Origin of the sequence: Rhizobium sp. NLR8a, from assembly GCF_019685235.1 — a bacterium.
In the GTDB taxonomy this organism is placed as follows: domain Bacteria; phylum Pseudomonadota; class Alphaproteobacteria; order Rhizobiales; family Rhizobiaceae; genus Rhizobium.
Genome location: NZ_JABDWI010000026.1, coordinates 1 through 14846, shown reverse-complemented (window position 1 = coordinate 14846; position 14846 = coordinate 1). Strand labels below are relative to the sequence as shown.

Sequence of the window (14846 nt, the reverse complement as noted above, 5' to 3'; positions counted from 1 at the left end):
GATGTCCTATGGAACCGCTGGCGCCTGGTTTAATGCAGGCCCAACTTCTTCATCTTCCGGTGGAGCGTGGCGCGGCTGATCCCGAGGGCGATCGCCGCCTGTGAGACATTGCCGCTGGTGCGCGACAGCGCTCGCAGCAGGGCCGCTTTTTCCGCTTCCACAATCTCTTCCTGTTGTGAGACGGCGGCTTCATGGAGCGCATCGGCGGCGGGGATGCCGGCCGCGATCCGTTTGTCGTCCAATTGCAGCGCGATCCGGGCGGCGCGGGTGGCGCCAAGGACAAGGTCATGCCTGTCGACGGCAAGCAGGGCGGCGGCGGAATTCGCGCTCGTCGGGACCATCAGGAAACGGGCGCCGGCAAAGGCCGATCGAAAGAGATTGAGCTCGATGCGCATCGCCGCGTCGCGCACGGTCTGCGTGAGGATCGCCAGCGTCATCTCGTTGACCTCGTCGCGGCAGGTGGAGATGTCTAGTGCAGCGGCGAGTTCGCCGCGATGATCGCGGATCGGGGCCGTCGTGCAACTCAGGCGGATATTCGAGCAGAAGAAATGTTGATCCCGAAAAATGGCGACGGAACGCTCGTCGGCAAGGGCGGTTCCGATGCCGTTGGTGCCCATGCTCGCCTCGGTCCATACCGAGCCGGTCCATAGGCCAAGATCATAGAAATCCTTGTCGTCGCCGGCAGAGCCCCGGCGCTCCAGCGCAATGCCCTTCCTGTCCGTCAGAAGAATGCAGCAGCCGGCCCTGCCGACCGTGGTAAAGAGGCGGTCAAGTTCCTCGGTTGCGCCGGCGATCAGCTGTTCCGACTGTTTACGAGCGTCAAGAAATTCCTGGTCGGTAAGACGCACCGGCGGGCGTTCGTCCTCGGGAACGAGGCGATGCATGGTCATACACCGCCGCCACGACGCGACGATCGGAGAACTCGCAGCAGCGGAATTCCGTTGCGCAGAGGTATAGACATGCTCCGCATGTGCTGACTGTTCCTGCATCTGCTCCTCCCACGGAACTTCAGCATAGTCTGATGGAAAAGCGGCCGGTTTGCAATTGCACGCTCGGCGGCCTCCCTCTTCGCCCTTGGTGATCAGACGCAGTGCTGAAAAGCTTCAAGGATGGTCGCACGACATCGTGCTCCACTTCATTGATCTAGATCTGGTTCAAGACCAACGATGTCTATCGCGACAGCCGGGCCTCGATGCCGCGCGCGGCTGCCCTGCCGGTCGCAAGGCAGGCGGTGAGGAGATAACCGCCGGTCGGCGCCTCCCAGTCGAGCATCTCGCCGGCGACGAAGGTGCCCGGCAGCGCCTTCAGCATGAAGCCTTCGTCGATGCTGGTCCAGCGGATGCCACCTGCAGAGGAGATCGCCTCGGCGATCGGCCTCGTATCGAGAACCGGTACCGGCAGAGCCTTGATCGCGCCGGCGAGACGTTCGGGATCGGTCCAGTCGCGGGCGGGCGCGAGTTCGCGCAGCAATGCCGCCTTGACGCCGTCAAGCCCAGCGCCCTTGCGCAGGCGGTTTGAAAAGCTCGACTTGGTGTCCTGCCGCCTCAAGTCGCGCGCCAGCCTTTCTGTCGTCCGGCCCGGGGCGAGGTCAAGCGTCAGGGCAGCGTTGCCGTGGTGCTGCAGCCGGTCGCGGAGGCTGGCCGCATGGGCGTAGACCAGGCTGCCTTCGATGCCGCTGCCGGTGATGACGAACTCGCCGGGAAAGGTGCCGGCTTCGGATGTGGCGGTGACCGACTTGACGGGCTCGCCGGCGAAACGCGTACTGAAGCTGGCGCTCCAGCCGACGACGAAGCCGCAATTGGCGGGCCGGAAGGCGTCGATTTCGACGCCTCTCTCGGTCAGCCACGGCAGCCAGGCCGCATCCGAGCCAAGGCGCGGCCAACTTGCGCCGCCAAGCGCCAGCAGGGCGGCGTCGCAATGGGCGATGCTACGCCCTTCCGGCGTTTCGAAAACGTAACCGTCTTCGACAAGGCCGGTCCAGCGGTGGCGGGTGCGCAACGCAACCCCCCGCTCTTCCAGCCGTTTGAGCCAGGCACGCAGCAAAGGAGAAGCCTTCATCACCTTCGGGAAAACCCGGCCGGAGGAGCCGACGAAGGTCTCGGTACCAAGCCCTGCGGCCCAATCCCTGATATCACCGGGAGTAAAGGCATCGAGAGCGGGACGCAGACGGGCTGAAGCCGTTCCGAAGCGCGTAACGAAACGGGCATAGTCCTCCGAATGGGTGATGTTGAGGCCTGATTTGCCGGCCAGCAGGAACTTGCGAGCGAAGGTCGGCATGGCGTCATAGATCGTTACCGCATGGCCGGAGAGCGACAGCAGCTCGGCAGCTGCAAGACCCGCGGGGCCGCCGCCGATGATCGCAATCCGTTTCTGGCTCATGATGTCTTCGCCCGATTCCTTCCGGCGCAGTTTTGCCGCGGGCGCCGATCACCTGCAAGAGTACAGGTTCGTCAATGGTGAGAATGTGTGCACTGACCGTGGTCGGCGAGAACCTCGATGACGCGGCATTGGTCGACGCGGCCGTGGCCGCAGCTCTCCACCATCATTTCCAGCTCGGCCTTCAAAGCCATCAGGCTGCGGATGCGCTGCTCGACTTCGGCGAGGCGAGCCTTGGCGATGGCGTCGGCCGAGGCGCAGGACTGGTTTGGATCATCCTGCAATGTGAGCAGCGTGCGAATTGCCTCGATCTCGAAACCGAGCTCTCGGGCATGACGAATGAAAGTGAGGCGGCTGATATCGGCAGGTTCGAAGGATCGCTGGTTGCCTTCGCTGCGGCTCGGGGCCGCGAGCAGGCCGATGCTCTCGTAATAGCGCACCGTCGGCACCTTGACGCCGCTTCGGCGGGCCGCTTCGCCAATCGTAATCTTTTTCATGATTTTCTCTTGCACCTCTAGTCGCTAGAGGATGTAGGAGGGGTGCTTCTGTTTGACAAGGAAGCGCATCATGGTTGAGACGAGCGAGACACGATACAGGGTCGGCGGCATGGATTGCGCTGCCTGCGCGACCAAGATCGATACCGCGGTCAGGCGCGTAGCAGGTGTTGTCGATGTCTCCGTCTCGGTGGTGACGGGCACCATGACCGTCCGGCATGACGGCAGCAGCGATCTCAAGGCAGTCCAGAGGAAGGTGACGGGGCTTGGTTATTCCGTCTCGCCCTTTACCGGAAATGCGAAGCTCGCGCGTGAAGACCGCCCGCACCATCATCACGATCATACCGCTCATGATCACGACCATGCCCATGACGACGAGAAGGAAATTGACGGCCGGCATGGGGACGACCATGCGCCGATGGCCGGTCGCTGGTGGCGGAGCAGGAAGGGCCGGCTGACCATTTTTTCGGGTGCAGCGCTCGTTGCCGCCTATGCCGTCGGCCATGTGGTGCCGGCGAGTGCGTCCTACGCCTTCTTCGTCGCGATACTGGTCGGTCTGCTGCCGATTGCGCGGCGAGCCGTCATGGCGGCTTTGTCCGGCACGCCGTTTTCGATCGAGATGCTGATGACGATCGCCGCCGTCGGCGCCGTCATCATCAATGCGGGCGAGGAAGCGGCGACCGTCGTCTTCCTGTTCCTCGTCGGCGAGTTGCTCGAAGGCGTGGCGGCGGGCAAGGCGCGCGAAAGCATCCAGTCGCTGACGGCCCTGGTGCCGAAAACCGCGCTGCTCGAAGACAATGGCCAGATGCGGGAGGTGCCGGCGGAAAGCCTTGCCGTCGGCGCGGTCATCATGGTTCGCCCTGGCGACCGCATTTCGGCGGACGGCGTCATCGTCTCAGGCGAGAGTGCGATCGACGAGGCCCCGGTGACGGGCGAGAGCACGCCGGTGCGCAAGGGCGTCGATGCCGGCGTCTATGCCGGTACGGTCAACGGTGATGCGGTGCTCAGGGTTCGCGTCACGGCGGCCGCTGCCGACAATACCATCGCCCGCGTCGTCAAGCTGGTGGAAGAAGCGCAGGAATCGAAGGCGCCGACGGAGCGCTTCATCGATCGGTTCTCTCGCTATTACACGCCGGGCGTGGTCGTCGTCGCCGCACTTGTCGCGGTCGTTCCGCCGTTGTTTCTCGGCGGCGCGTGGGGTGAATGGATCTACAAAGGCCTTGCCATCCTGCTGATCGGCTGCCCCTGCGCGCTCGTCATTTCGACGCCGGCGGCGATCGCCGCTTCGCTGTCGGCGGGCGCGCGGCGCGGGCTCTTAATGAAGGGCGGCGCGGTGCTGGAGACGCTCGGCACGGTGACGATGGTCGCCTTCGACAAGACAGGCACGTTGACGGAAGGCAAGCCTCGGGTGACGGACATTGTTTCCTTCGGATTGGGCGAGGCGCAGCTCCTGTCGCGCGCGGCTGTGCTCGAGCAGGGCTCCAGCCATCCGCTGGCACTGGCGATTCTCCACCGCGCCAAGGCGGACGGCGTGCCCGTGCCGCCGGCCTTCGAACTGGAAGCGCTGCCGGGCAAGGGTGTCACCGGCAAGGTCGGCGGCGAGACATTGGATCTCTTGTCGCCGCCCGCCGCCCGCGAGTGCGGGGCGCTGAACGGGGAGCAGGAAGCGCGTATTGCAGGGCTCAATGATGAGGGCAAGAGCGTATCGGTGCTGCTCGTCAATGGCACTGCGGCCGGCCTGATCGCCATGCGCGACGAGCCGCGCGAGGATGCCGGGGCGGGGCTCTCCGCGCTCAAATTGGCCGGTGTCAAGGCGATGATGCTGACCGGCGACAACAAGCGGACGGCGGCAGCCGTCGCCGGCATGCTCGATATCGACTGGCGCGGCGAGATGATGCCCGAAGACAAGCAGCGGGTCGTCGGCGAATTGAAGCGTCAGGGCTTCGTCGTCGCCAAGGTCGGCGACGGCATCAACGACGCGCCGGCGCTCGCCGCCGCCGACATCGGTATCGCCATGGGCGGCGGCACCGATGTGGCGCTGGAGACCGCGGATGCCGCCGTGCTGCATGGACGCGTCGGCGACGTGGCGCGGATGATCGCGCTTTCCAAGCGGACGATGCGCAATATCCTTGAGAATATCACCATTGCGATCGGGCTGAAGGCTGTCTTCCTGGTGACGACGATCGCCGGCATGACCGGGCTCTGGCCGGCGATCCTCGCCGATACCGGTGCCACGGTGCTGGTGACGATCAACGCGCTCAGGCTGCTTCGTGTACGGGGATGAATGTTTTGCCGGTGGCGGTTTGAAGACCAGCGATTCGGGGCCGGTCATCCGTTAGGTCGGCGCTCAGTTTGCTGACAAGGTCTCATGCTCGGCCTTGTGCCGAGCATCTCACCACTGCAATTATCTGGCAGGAAAGCTCTTATTTTCAGAATGGACCTGGGTGGATCGTCGGCACAAGGCAGCACAAGGCCGAGGATGACGTCGCGGGTTTTGCGTCGTCTATCCGCAGCCTGGCAGCTGGCTATAGGCCAGCCCCACCACGGTCATCTCCAAGCCTGTTTTCGTTAAGCTTTCGTTGTCCATGTTTTTCACAGGAATGCAGCGATTTCAAACCTGCCGTAACGCAATGCACAAACCATCCGTTGACGTGAATTACGATTCGCGTACTATATCTAGTGTTCAAGGTTCCTTCGATTCGTGAGGATCGCGGGCTAAGACGGGAATACGGTGCGCTGCGCCATCATGGTGCGACAATGCCGGAGCTGCCCCCGCAACTGTAAGCGGCGAGCAACTGTCCGATTTCAGGTCACTGGAGCATGATGCTCCGGGAAGGCTGGGGCAGGGTGCTTCGACCCGTGAGCCAGGAGACCTGCCTCGAACGAAACGTCCACGGGCGGGGTGTCCGGAAGGTCGCGTGCATGAAGCGGAATGATCCGTGTCTGTTGCGCTGCCCCGAACGTCCGCATGAGCATTTCGGGGGTTTGAAGTCATGTCGAGAACATCAAAGCCGCCGCCCGTGCACATCCTGCGAGGGATGATGTCGGGCGTTTAAAGCGCCAACTTTGCCAGATCATTATCAAGCGTTGCCCCGGACGTCGCACGGCGCCCGATCCCAGTCCTGTGTCCTGCATTCACTGACATCACGAGGAAGATGATGAGCGTTACCGTTTACAGCAAGCCGGCCTGTGTCCAATGCACGGCCACTTACCGCGCCCTCGATCGCCTGGGCGTCGATTATGAGATCGTCGATATTTCCGAGGATGCCGAAGCGCTCGATCGCGTGCTTGGCATGGGCTACATGCAGGTTCCGGTCGTCGTTGCCGGCGAGCAGCATTGGGCGGGCTTCCGCCCCGACATGATCAGCGCGCTCTCCTGACCGGAGAAAAGCGGTGGGGCTGATCGTCTATTATTCCAGCCGATCCGGGAACACCCATCGTTTCGTCGAGAAGTTGGGATTGCGCGCGACGCGCATTCCCGTCGGCGCTGAAGACATCCACATTCGCGAACCCTATGTGCTGATCTCGCCCACCTATTGTGGGGACGGCGGCCCAGGGATCGTCAAGGGCGCCGTGCCCAAGCAGGTGATCCGTTTCCTCAAAGAGGCGGAAAACCGCTCCAACATCCGCGGCGTGATTGCCGCGGGCAACAGCAATTTTGGCGAGACCTACGGGCTTGCCGGCGACGTCATCTCGAAGAAGTGCCAGGTGCCGTACCTCTACCGGTTCGAGCTCCTGGGAACAGCCGAGGATGTCGCCAATGTCAAAGACGGGATGGGACGATTTTGGACACGGGAACAAATCTGACGCGGGATACAGGCGCAAAACCACTTAAAGCGGCCGAAACACTCGACTATCACGCACTGAACGCGATGCTGAACCTCTATGACGATGAGGGCAGGATCCAGCTCGACAAGGACCGCATGGCGGCCAAGCAGTATTTCCTGCAGCATGTGAACCAGAACACCGTGTTCTTTCACAATCTCCGGGAAAAGCTCGATTACCTCGTGACCGAGGGCTATTACGAGCGGGAGGTTCTCGACCAGTATTCCTTCAATTTCGTCCGCGGCCTGTTCGATCAGGCCTATGCGCGGAAATTCCGCTTCCCGACCTTCCTCGGCGCTTTCAAATATTACACCAGCTATACGCTGAAGACCTTCGACGGAAAGCGCTATCTCGAGCGCTATGAGGACCGCATCTGCATGGTGGCGCTGACCTTGGCGCGGGGCGATGAGGCGCTTGCCCGTGACATGGTCGACGAGATCATTTCCGGGCGTTTCCAGCCGGCGACGCCGACTTTCTTGAATGCCGGCAAGAAGCAGCGCGGCGAACTCGTTTCCTGCTTCCTGCTGCGGGTCGAGGACAATATGGAATCGATCGGCCGGTCGATCAATTCGGCACTGCAGCTATCGAAGCGCGGCGGCGGCGTGGCGCTGTCGCTGACGAATATCCGCGAGGCCGGCGCGCCGATCAAGCAGATCGAGAACCAGTCCTCCGGCATCATCCCGGTGATGAAGCTCTTGGAAGATAGCTTCTCCTACGCCAACCAGCTCGGCGCGCGCCAAGGCGCGGGCGCGGTCTATCTCAACGCGCATCATCCCGACATCATGCGTTTCCTCGACACCAAGCGCGAAAATGCCGATGAGAAGATCCGCATCAAGACGCTGTCGCTCGGCGTCGTCGTGCCTGATATCACCTTCGAGCTCGCCAGGAACAATGAGGACATGTACCTGTTCTCACCCTATGACGTGGAGCGGGTCTACGGCGTACCCTTCACCGAGATCTCGGTGACGGAAAAGTACCGGGAGATGGTGGCGGACGCCCGTATCTCGAAGAAGAAGATCAAGGCGCGGGAATTCTTCCAGGTGATCGCCGAAATCCAGTTCGAGAGCGGTTACCCCTACATCATGTTCGAGGACACGGTGAACCGGGCGAACCCGATCGCCGGCCGCATCTCCATGAGCAATCTCTGCTCGGAGATCCTGCAGGTGAGTGAGGCGAGCGAATATAATGACGACCTCTCCTATAAGGATCTCGGCAAGGACATTTCCTGCAATCTCGGCTCGCTGAACATTGCAGCGGCGATGGATTCAGCCGATTTCGGTAAGACGATCGAGACCTCGATCCGGGCGCTGACGGCGGTGTCGGACATGAGCCATATCGCCTCGGTTCCCTCGATCGAGAAAGGCAATGACGAGAGCCATGCGATTGGCCTCGGCCAGATGAACCTGCACGGCTATCTCGCCCGCGAACGCATCTTTTACGGCTCCGAGGAAGGCGTCGATTTCACCAACATCTATTTCTATACGGTGACCTACCACGCGATCCGCGCCTCGAACCTGCTGGCGGTCGAACGCGGCACCAGCTTCAAGGGCTTCGAGAATTCGAAATATGCCTCGGGGGAATATTTCAACAAATATACGGAGCAGGAATGGAAGCCGGCGACCGGAAAGGTGCAGGCGTTGTTCGACAAATCAGGCATCCCCGTTCCGACGAGGGAAGACTGGCTTGCGCTGAAGAAGGCGGTGATGGCCTCCGGCCTCTATAACCAGAACCTGCAGGCGGTGCCGCCGACGGGATCGATTTCCTATGTCAACCACTCGACCTCCTCGATCCATCCGATCGTCTCGAAGATCGAGATCCGCAAGGAAGGCAAGATCGGCCGCATCTATTATCCGGCGCCGTTCATGACCAGCGACAATCTCGACTTTTACCAGGACGCCTATGAGATCGGGCCGGAGAAGATCATCGATACCTACGCGGCGGCGACCCAGCACGTCGATCAGGGCCTGTCGCTGACCCTGTTCTTCCGCGACACGGCGACGACGCGCGATATCAACAAGGCGCAGATTTACGCCTGGAAGAAGGGCATCAAGACAATCTACTACATCCGCCTTCGCCAGATGGCGCTGTCGGGCACCGAGGTGCAGGGGTGTGTGTCTTGTACGCTGTGATTTGATTTCGGCCGCGAGCCTTTGCGCGAGTGGCCCCTCATCCGCCTGCCGGCACTTTCTCCCCGATGGGGAGAAGACATCTGCGGCAAGCGCGACATCCCCTTTCCCCTCGGAGAGAGGGTAGGGTGAGGCGGCTGCGAACGCCAACAATCTATTGGAAAGACATCATCATCATGAACATAGCCGTAAAGCCGATCAGCCGCGTCCGCGCCATCAACTGGAACCGCATCGAGGACGACAAGGATCTCGAAGTCTGGAATCGCCTCACCGGCAATTTCTGGCTGCCGGAGAAGGTGCCGCTGTCGAACGATATCCCCTCCTGGGCAACCCTGACTGCGGCCGAGCAGCAGCTCACGATCCGGGTCTTCACCGGATTGACGCTGCTCGACACGATCCAGAACGGCGTCGGCGCCGTCAAGCTGATGGAGGACGCGGCAACACCGCACGAGGAGGCAGTGCTCTCCAATATCTCCTTCATGGAGGCGGTGCATGCACGCTCCTATTCCTCGATCTTCTCGACGCTCTGCCTGACGCCAGATGTCGACGATGCCTATCGCTGGTCGGAAGAGAATGAATTCCTGCAGCGGAAATCGGCGCTGATCATGGAGCAATATGCCTCCGGCGATCCCTTGAAGAAGAAGGTCGCGAGCGTCTTCCTCGAGAGCTTCCTGTTCTATTCCGGCTTCTATCTGCCGATGTACTGGTCGAGCCGGGCAAAGCTCACCAATACGGCCGATATGATCCGGCTGATCATTCGGGACGAGGCGGTGCACGGCTATTATATCGGCTACAAGTTTCAGCGCGGACTGGAGCTGTTGTCCGAAGAGCGCCGGCAGGAGATCAAGGATTTCGCTTTCGACCTCTTGCTCGAACTCTACGACAACGAGGCGAGATATACCGAGGCGCTCTATGACGGCGTCGGGCTCAGCGAAGACGTCAAGAAGTTCCTGCATTACAACGCCAACAAGGCGTTGATGAACCTCGGCTACGAGGCGCTGTTCCCGACTGAGGCCTGCAAGGTCAATCCGGCGATCCTGTCGGCGCTGTCGCCGAATGCCGACGAGAACCACGACTTCTTCTCCGGCTCCGGGTCCTCCTATGTCATCGGCAAGGCAGTGGCTACCGAAGATGAAGACTGGGATTTCTGAGACTTAATTGCAGTCTCCCCTTATCTTTTGCTTCGCCATCGACCACATTCACGGAAACTGAATTCGGTATTCGTCGGCGATGCGGCGTAGTGGGGTTTCGATGTCCTCTTTTTTGAACAAGGCCGGGGCTGTTGTTGAAACGGACGAAGGCACCTGGCCGATCCGCAGGAGGCGGATCCTCGACTGGCTGGTGAACGAGACGCGCGGCGAGCGCTTTATCGACAACATCCTGGTGGCAATGTGCGAGAAGCTGTTGGCGGCCGGAGTGCCTGTGGCGCGCGCGACGCTGCATTTCAGGACGAACCATCCACAATGGATAGGCGCCCGCATCCTCTGGAAGGAGGGCATGGCGGAGGCGAAGATCAACACATTCGCCTATGGTGTCGAAAACACGCCGGAGTTCCTGAAGAGCCCCGTCAACGCGATCCATCAGGGGGCAGAGGAGGTGCGCAGGCAGCTGGAAGGCAAGGCCGACGCCGACGAGGATCCGTTCTTTCAGGAGATGCGTAACGACGGCCTTACGGAGTACATCGCCTGGCCGATCGAGCACACTTTCGGCAAACGCCACGTCGCGACATTTTCTACGTCTCGGCCTGGCGGTTTTACGAGCGAGCATACCGATTTCCTGCGCGATCTCCTGCCGGCGCTAACGCTCGTCAGCGAGATCAGGCTGAAGAACATCATGGCGCGGACGCTGCTGCAGACCTATGTGGGGCCGCATGCGAGCGAGCATATCCTGTCGGGTGTCACGACCCGCGGCAGCGGCGCGACCGTCGGCGCGGCCATCATGATCTGCGATCTGCGCGACTTCACGGCGATCTCGGATCTCTGGCCGCGCGACGACGTGATCCATCTGCTGAACGACTATTTCGACGCCATGTCGGACCCGATCGAACGGCATGGCGGGGAAATCCTGAAATTCATGGGAGACGGGCTGCTGGCGATCTTCCCGTTGGCCAAGGAAACGGCCTGTCTCGATCTGCTGCAGGCGATCCGCGAGGGGCAGGCGTCAATGGCCGAGCTGAACGAGGAGCACCGCCGCACGGGACGCGAACCGCTGCGTTACGGCGTCGGTGTGCATGTCGGTGACGTCATGTACGGCAATATCGGGTCGCGCCGACGGCTGGATTTCACCGTCATCGGCCCGGCGGTCAATGTCGCCTCGCGGCTGGAAAGCCTGACCAAGGAGGTCAGGCGTCCGGTGCTCTTGTCGCGCGCCTTCGTCGAAATGGCGGGTTGCGCGAAAGACATGGACAGTCTCGGCACCTTCCCGCTGCGCGGGCTCGGAGAGCCTGTCGATGTCTTCGCTTTTCCGGCACGCTAGAGCATGTCGCGCAAAAGTGCGCAGCAATTTTGCGAAGCCGAATTGCGTAAGAACAAAGACCCTAAAGCGTGGAGCGAATCGAAAGAGCGCGACACCCTTTAGGCGGGCTCAGACGCCTCGTTTGTTTCCCCAAAGCAGCACGTGCAACTGCGGCAGGACGCGCGGCGCAAACCATCGGTCGACCGTCACCTTCTCGACAAGCCAATGCATGCGATCCATCACGCCGTCGATATCGATGCGCGCGTCGTCGTCTTCGGGCGGCGGCGGTGTATGGTTGCCCGGCTGAAGGTACAGGGGAATACAAGGGTAGCGCTGGCCCACCTCTCGCGCGAATGCGTAGTCGACATCATCAAAGATGACGACTTTCAGCGCGATCTCCGGCCCGCCGGCGGACAGCCGTAGACAGTCGTCGATATCACCCCAATCGGTTTGCATCCCGCTCGACGGCGGCTTGGGGCTCAACACCAGAACATCGAGATCGCGAAACCAGTTCCGCGCCACACTTCCCTGCGTTTCCAGCGCGAAGCGATATCCCTGGGAATGACCGAGTTCGATCAGCGCCCCCAGGGGCTGGATAGCGGGATTGCCCCCGGAAAGGGAAACCGTCAATGGTCTGCTTCCGGAAAGTCTGGTGACCTCCTGCCAGATCGCCTCGACGGACATCGGCATCCATTGATCTCGGAACGCGCTGTCGACCGCGTGAAGGCTATCGCACCAGGAGCAGCGATAGTCACAGCCGCCCGTCCTGACGAACACCGTCGGCAGCCCGATCAATGCGCCTTCGCCCTGTATGGTCGGGCCGAAGATCTCGCTGATGCGGATGGTCTCCGCGCTCATGGTCTGTACTCCGCCCAGGTCTTGGGCGTCTCGCTGACACGGACGGACGAAGTTTCGGGGAAGCGCTGCTTGCACCAGTCGTAGAAATGCCTGGCCAGGAACTCGGAGGTGACTTTCGAATGACCGAACACGTCATTCAGATGGCGATGATCGAGAGCCTCGTCGATATAGCGCTTGAGCGGTGAGAGGTCGTGATAGTCGCGAACGAAGCCGTCGTCATTGAGGGTTTCGGCAGAGAGCTCGACGACCACGATATAGTTGTGGCCGTGAAGCCGGGCGCATTGATGATCGCCCGGCAGATGGTCCAGCTGATGCGAGGCAGAGAGATGAAATTCCTTGGTGATGCGGTACATCAACGCACCTCCGTCGTGGCATATTGCGACACCGCCGCTTTCCAAAAGTCGCTGTCCTCATATTCCGTGGGATCGGCGACACCGGCAAGATGGAAGGCTTCGCGGCGTTCGACGCAGGTTCCGCAACGCCCGCAATGGAAATTGCCGCCCTTGTAGCAGGACCAGGTTTCCGCGAAGGGCGTGCCATGTTTTGCGCCATCGCCCACGATCGCCGCTTTGGAAGCCTCGACATAGGGTGCGAGCAGCTTGACGCTGGCATAACCGTCGAGCGCCTCGTTCTGCATGCGCTGGAAAGCATCGATGAAGCCCGGACGGCAGTCTGGGTAGATGAAGTGGTCGCCGCCATGCACGGCGACGGCAACGGCATCCGCTTTCTGTGCGGCCGCCAAGCCGAAGGCGATCGCCAGCATGATGGCGTTGCGGTTCGGCACCACAGTGGCCTTCATGGTTTCCTCGGCGTAGTGGCCGTCCGGAACATCGACATTGTCGGTCAGGGCCGATCCGCTGAGATGGCCGCCGAGGGCGGCGATGTCGATGATATGATGGGGAACGGCAAGCCGCGCCGCGCATTTGGCGGCGAAGTCGAGTTCCTTGCGATGCCGCTGGCCATAGTCGAAGGAGACGAGGCCGATAAGCTGTTCTTCCGCCGCCATTCTGTGGGCAAGCGAAACAGAGTCGAGTCCGCCGGAGCAGACAACGATGGTTTTCATATTTTGGATCCCTTGTTTTGACCGGGTGGGCTGCGACCGGATTACGTGGTGCTTCTAAGTCAAATCACGCGCCATGAAAACAGTTTTAATATGACCGCCCTTCGATCGGAAAGTTGATCTGCGGCGGCAGCAGGAGGTGCAAATCCTCGGCGTCGGGATTATTGATGCGCTGCAGCAGCATGTGGCCGAGATCCTCTCCTGCCGCCGTCAAATCCTCGTGGATCGTGTCGACCTTCGGGTGCAACTGGGTGAGAAGGCGGGATGTCTCCTTGGCGACGATGTCGTAGTCGCCGGCGAGTGTGCGGCCGGCATCGTTCATGCCGCTGATGACCGCAAGCGCCGAAACTTCGCCGGGACAGACGAAGCCATCGGAAGCCCCCGGGGCGGCGGCGCGGTTGCGGATGAAGTCGCGAAGCACATCCGCCGGCGTGTCGAGATCGACTGTCTCGGGGATATCATAGGCGACGCCCGCCTGGCGCACCGCCGTCATGAAGCCGTGCAGGATATGTTGGCAGAAGGTCAGCCGTTTCGGCGGCAGGATCACCGCCACCTTGGTGCGGCCCTTGGCGATCAGCCGGCGCGTCGCTTCATAGGCAAAGGTGAAATTGTCGTAGTCGACATAGGGATGCGGTGTCGAAAATTCGGTGCGGCCGTGACAGATGAAGGGAAAGCCGGCTTCGAGCAGCAGGCGGACGCGGGCATCGAGCGGCTCGGTCCGCGTGAAGATCAGCCCGTCGGCAAGGTGGTTGCGGATGATGTATTCGGCGGCTTCGGCGTTGGTCGTCGACAAGAAGTTTGGGGCGACGACAAGATGGTAGGGTGTTTCTTTCAGCGCCTTGGCGATGCCGTACATGATCGAGGTGGTGAAACCGACCACCTCCTCGTGGGGATCGAGCAGGATGGCGACGACATTGGTGCGGCCCGTCTTGAGACGCTGCGCCGCCCGATCCGGAAGATAACCGATCTCGCGGGCGATGCGGTGCACGCGTTGGCGGGTCTCGAGCGAAATCTGCGGCGCATCGGAAAGTGCTCGTGACACCGTCGTCACCGCCAGACCGGCGATGGTGGCGATCGTCCGCAAGGTCGGCTTGCCGCGCTTGCGGGCGAGATCGAGATTTTCACCGCGATGCGGCCGGGACGGTTCGGTCACTCTGGGCTTTCCATGCTGGAATTGCCGATACAATAACACGATGACTCAGGTGCGCAATCTGGCAATGAAAACGATTTAAATTTTAACGCCTCATTATCCTTTTGGACTATTTAAATGTAATTCAACAGGTTATGGCAATAGCCATATTTTTCTCGGGAGTCGAGAAAGGGCTTGACGACCAAGAGCTTATAACGTTTTAAATTGTTAACCGCGCGGAGGAGCGCGGCTTCATGCCGACTGCTGCAATGGCGGGACGCATCTGGTGGCGGGGAGGGTCCTGCCGCCAATTTCAAACGGGAGGAAATTCATGCGCAAGTTCATGAGCTCGGCGGCGATTGCTGTCGTGATGGTTGCTGGTTTGGGTGTGGCCCATGCTGCCGACGTGAAGGAAGTGCAGATGCTGCACTGGTGGACGTCGGGGGGCGAGGCAGCGGCTTTGAACGTCCTGAAGCAGGATCTATCGAAGGAAGGTTTTGCCTGGAAGGACGTCCCGGTTGCCG

At 61.2% G+C, this 14846-nt stretch carries 13 protein-coding genes, 1 pseudogene and 1 riboswitch; of the genes and pseudogenes, 7 read left to right on the top strand and 7 right to left on the bottom strand.

Going from position 1 to position 14846, the window contains the following annotated elements:
• Positions 1–29: 29 nt before the first annotated feature.
• The 3 genes from HJC04_RS31250 to HJC04_RS31240 all read right to left on the bottom strand — a co-directional run bounded on the left by HJC04_RS31250 (position 30) and on the right by HJC04_RS31240 (position 2873).
• On the bottom strand, positions 30–989 hold the full coding sequence (locus HJC04_RS31250; protein ID WP_210629713.1) for a helix-turn-helix domain-containing protein: 960 nt from the start codon (positions 987–989) through the stop codon (positions 30–32).
• Positions 990–1170: 181 nt separating this feature from the next.
• Positions 1171–2379 carry a TIGR03862 family flavoprotein gene (locus HJC04_RS31245; RefSeq protein ID WP_210629714.1) on the bottom strand — a complete coding sequence of 403 codons (1209 nt, stop codon included), beginning with the start codon at positions 2377–2379 and terminating at the stop codon, positions 1171–1173.
• A 71-nt stretch (positions 2380–2450) separates the two neighbouring features.
• Positions 2451–2873, bottom strand: coding sequence for a helix-turn-helix domain-containing protein (locus tag HJC04_RS31240; protein ID WP_210629715.1), 423 nt, complete (start codon positions 2871–2873; stop codon positions 2451–2453).
• A gap of 70 nt (positions 2874–2943) precedes the next feature.
• Here HJC04_RS31240 and HJC04_RS31235 point away from each other — a divergent pair, with 70 nt between their 5' ends.
• The 6 genes from HJC04_RS31235 (at position 2944) to HJC04_RS31210 (ending at position 11296) form a co-directional block, all read left to right on the top strand.
• A complete protein-coding gene (locus HJC04_RS31235) occupies positions 2944–5154 on the top strand; it encodes a heavy metal translocating P-type ATPase (protein ID WP_221147810.1) in 2211 nt (736 codons plus the stop codon).
• A gap of 385 nt (positions 5155–5539) precedes the next feature.
• Positions 5540–5766: riboswitch (cobalamin riboswitch) on the top strand.
• A 262-nt stretch (positions 5767–6028) separates the two neighbouring features.
• Positions 6029–6250 carry a glutaredoxin-like protein NrdH gene (gene nrdH, locus HJC04_RS31230; protein ID WP_210629717.1) on the top strand — a complete coding sequence of 74 codons (222 nt, stop codon included), beginning with the start codon at positions 6029–6031 and terminating at the stop codon, positions 6248–6250.
• 13 nt (positions 6251–6263) lie between these two features.
• Positions 6264–6677, top strand: coding sequence for a class Ib ribonucleoside-diphosphate reductase assembly flavoprotein NrdI (gene nrdI, locus HJC04_RS31225; protein WP_210629718.1), 414 nt, complete (start codon positions 6264–6266; stop codon positions 6675–6677).
• The gene (gene nrdE, locus HJC04_RS31220; RefSeq protein WP_221147809.1) at positions 6656–8824 is read left to right on the top strand and encodes a class 1b ribonucleoside-diphosphate reductase subunit alpha; all 2169 of its coding nucleotides are present in this window, start codon (positions 6656–6658) and stop codon (positions 8822–8824) included. Before nrdI ends, nrdE begins: the two co-directional genes overlap by 22 nt.
• A gap of 173 nt (positions 8825–8997) precedes the next feature.
• A complete protein-coding gene (gene nrdF, locus HJC04_RS31215; protein WP_210629720.1) occupies positions 8998–9972 on the top strand; it encodes a class 1b ribonucleoside-diphosphate reductase subunit beta in 975 nt (324 codons plus the stop codon).
• A gap of 100 nt (positions 9973–10072) precedes the next feature.
• Positions 10073–11296, top strand: a complete 1224-nt coding sequence (locus tag HJC04_RS31210; protein ID WP_221147808.1) for an adenylate/guanylate cyclase domain-containing protein — start codon at positions 10073–10075, stop codon at positions 11294–11296.
• 108 nt (positions 11297–11404) lie between these two features.
• Here HJC04_RS31210 and queE read toward each other — a convergent pair whose 3' ends face one another.
• From queE to HJC04_RS31190, 4 genes are all read right to left on the bottom strand, one after another.
• Entirely contained in the window at positions 11405–12133 is a 729-nt protein-coding gene (queE, locus tag HJC04_RS31205) for a 7-carboxy-7-deazaguanine synthase QueE (RefSeq protein WP_210629722.1), read from the bottom strand.
• Positions 12130–12486 (bottom strand): 6-carboxytetrahydropterin synthase QueD, encoded by a 357-nt coding sequence (gene queD / locus HJC04_RS31200; protein WP_210629723.1) that lies wholly within the window; start codon positions 12484–12486, stop codon positions 12130–12132. Before queD ends, queE begins: the two co-directional genes overlap by 4 nt.
• The gene (queC, locus tag HJC04_RS31195) at positions 12486–13196 is read right to left on the bottom strand and encodes a 7-cyano-7-deazaguanine synthase QueC (RefSeq protein ID WP_221147807.1); all 711 of its coding nucleotides are present in this window, start codon (positions 13194–13196) and stop codon (positions 12486–12488) included. Before queC ends, queD begins: the two co-directional genes overlap by 1 nt.
• 85 nt (positions 13197–13281) lie before the next feature.
• Positions 13282–14346: a LacI family transcriptional regulator gene (locus tag HJC04_RS31190; protein ID WP_221147806.1), complete on the bottom strand. Its 1065-nt coding sequence runs from the start codon at positions 14344–14346 to the stop codon at positions 13282–13284.
• 307 nt (positions 14347–14653) lie between these two features.
• Here HJC04_RS31190 and HJC04_RS31185 point away from each other — a divergent pair.
• Positions 14654–14846: pseudogene (locus HJC04_RS31185) on the top strand (sugar ABC transporter substrate-binding protein); the annotation flags it as partial.

What these genes read in the sequence shown, in the direction of transcription:
- HJC04_RS31250 (WP_210629713.1), bottom strand. Translation starts at nt 989, where the DNA reads ATGCAGGAACAGTCAGCACATGCGGAGCATGTCTATACCTCTGCGCAA.
- HJC04_RS31245 (WP_210629714.1), bottom strand. Translation starts at nt 2,379, where the DNA reads ATGAGCCAGAAACGGATTGCGATCATCGGCGGCGGCCCCGCGGGTCTT.
- HJC04_RS31240 (WP_210629715.1), bottom strand. Translation starts at nt 2,873, where the DNA reads ATGAAAAAGATTACGATTGGCGAAGCGGCCCGCCGAAGCGGCGTCAAG.
- HJC04_RS31235 (WP_221147810.1), top strand. Translation starts at nt 2,944, where the DNA reads ATGGTTGAGACGAGCGAGACACGATACAGGGTCGGCGGCATGGATTGC.
- nrdH (WP_210629717.1), top strand. Translation starts at nt 6,029, where the DNA reads ATGAGCGTTACCGTTTACAGCAAGCCGGCCTGTGTCCAATGCACGGCC.
- nrdF (WP_210629720.1), top strand. Translation starts at nt 8,998, where the DNA reads ATGAACATAGCCGTAAAGCCGATCAGCCGCGTCCGCGCCATCAACTGG.
- HJC04_RS31210 (WP_221147808.1), top strand. Translation starts at nt 10,073, where the DNA reads ATGTCCTCTTTTTTGAACAAGGCCGGGGCTGTTGTTGAAACGGACGAA.
- queE (WP_210629722.1), bottom strand. Translation starts at nt 12,133, where the DNA reads ATGAGCGCGGAGACCATCCGCATCAGCGAGATCTTCGGCCCGACCATA.
- queD (WP_210629723.1), bottom strand. Translation starts at nt 12,486, where the DNA reads ATGTACCGCATCACCAAGGAATTTCATCTCTCTGCCTCGCATCAGCTG.
- queC (WP_221147807.1), bottom strand. Translation starts at nt 13,196, where the DNA reads ATGAAAACCATCGTTGTCTGCTCCGGCGGACTCGACTCTGTTTCGCTT.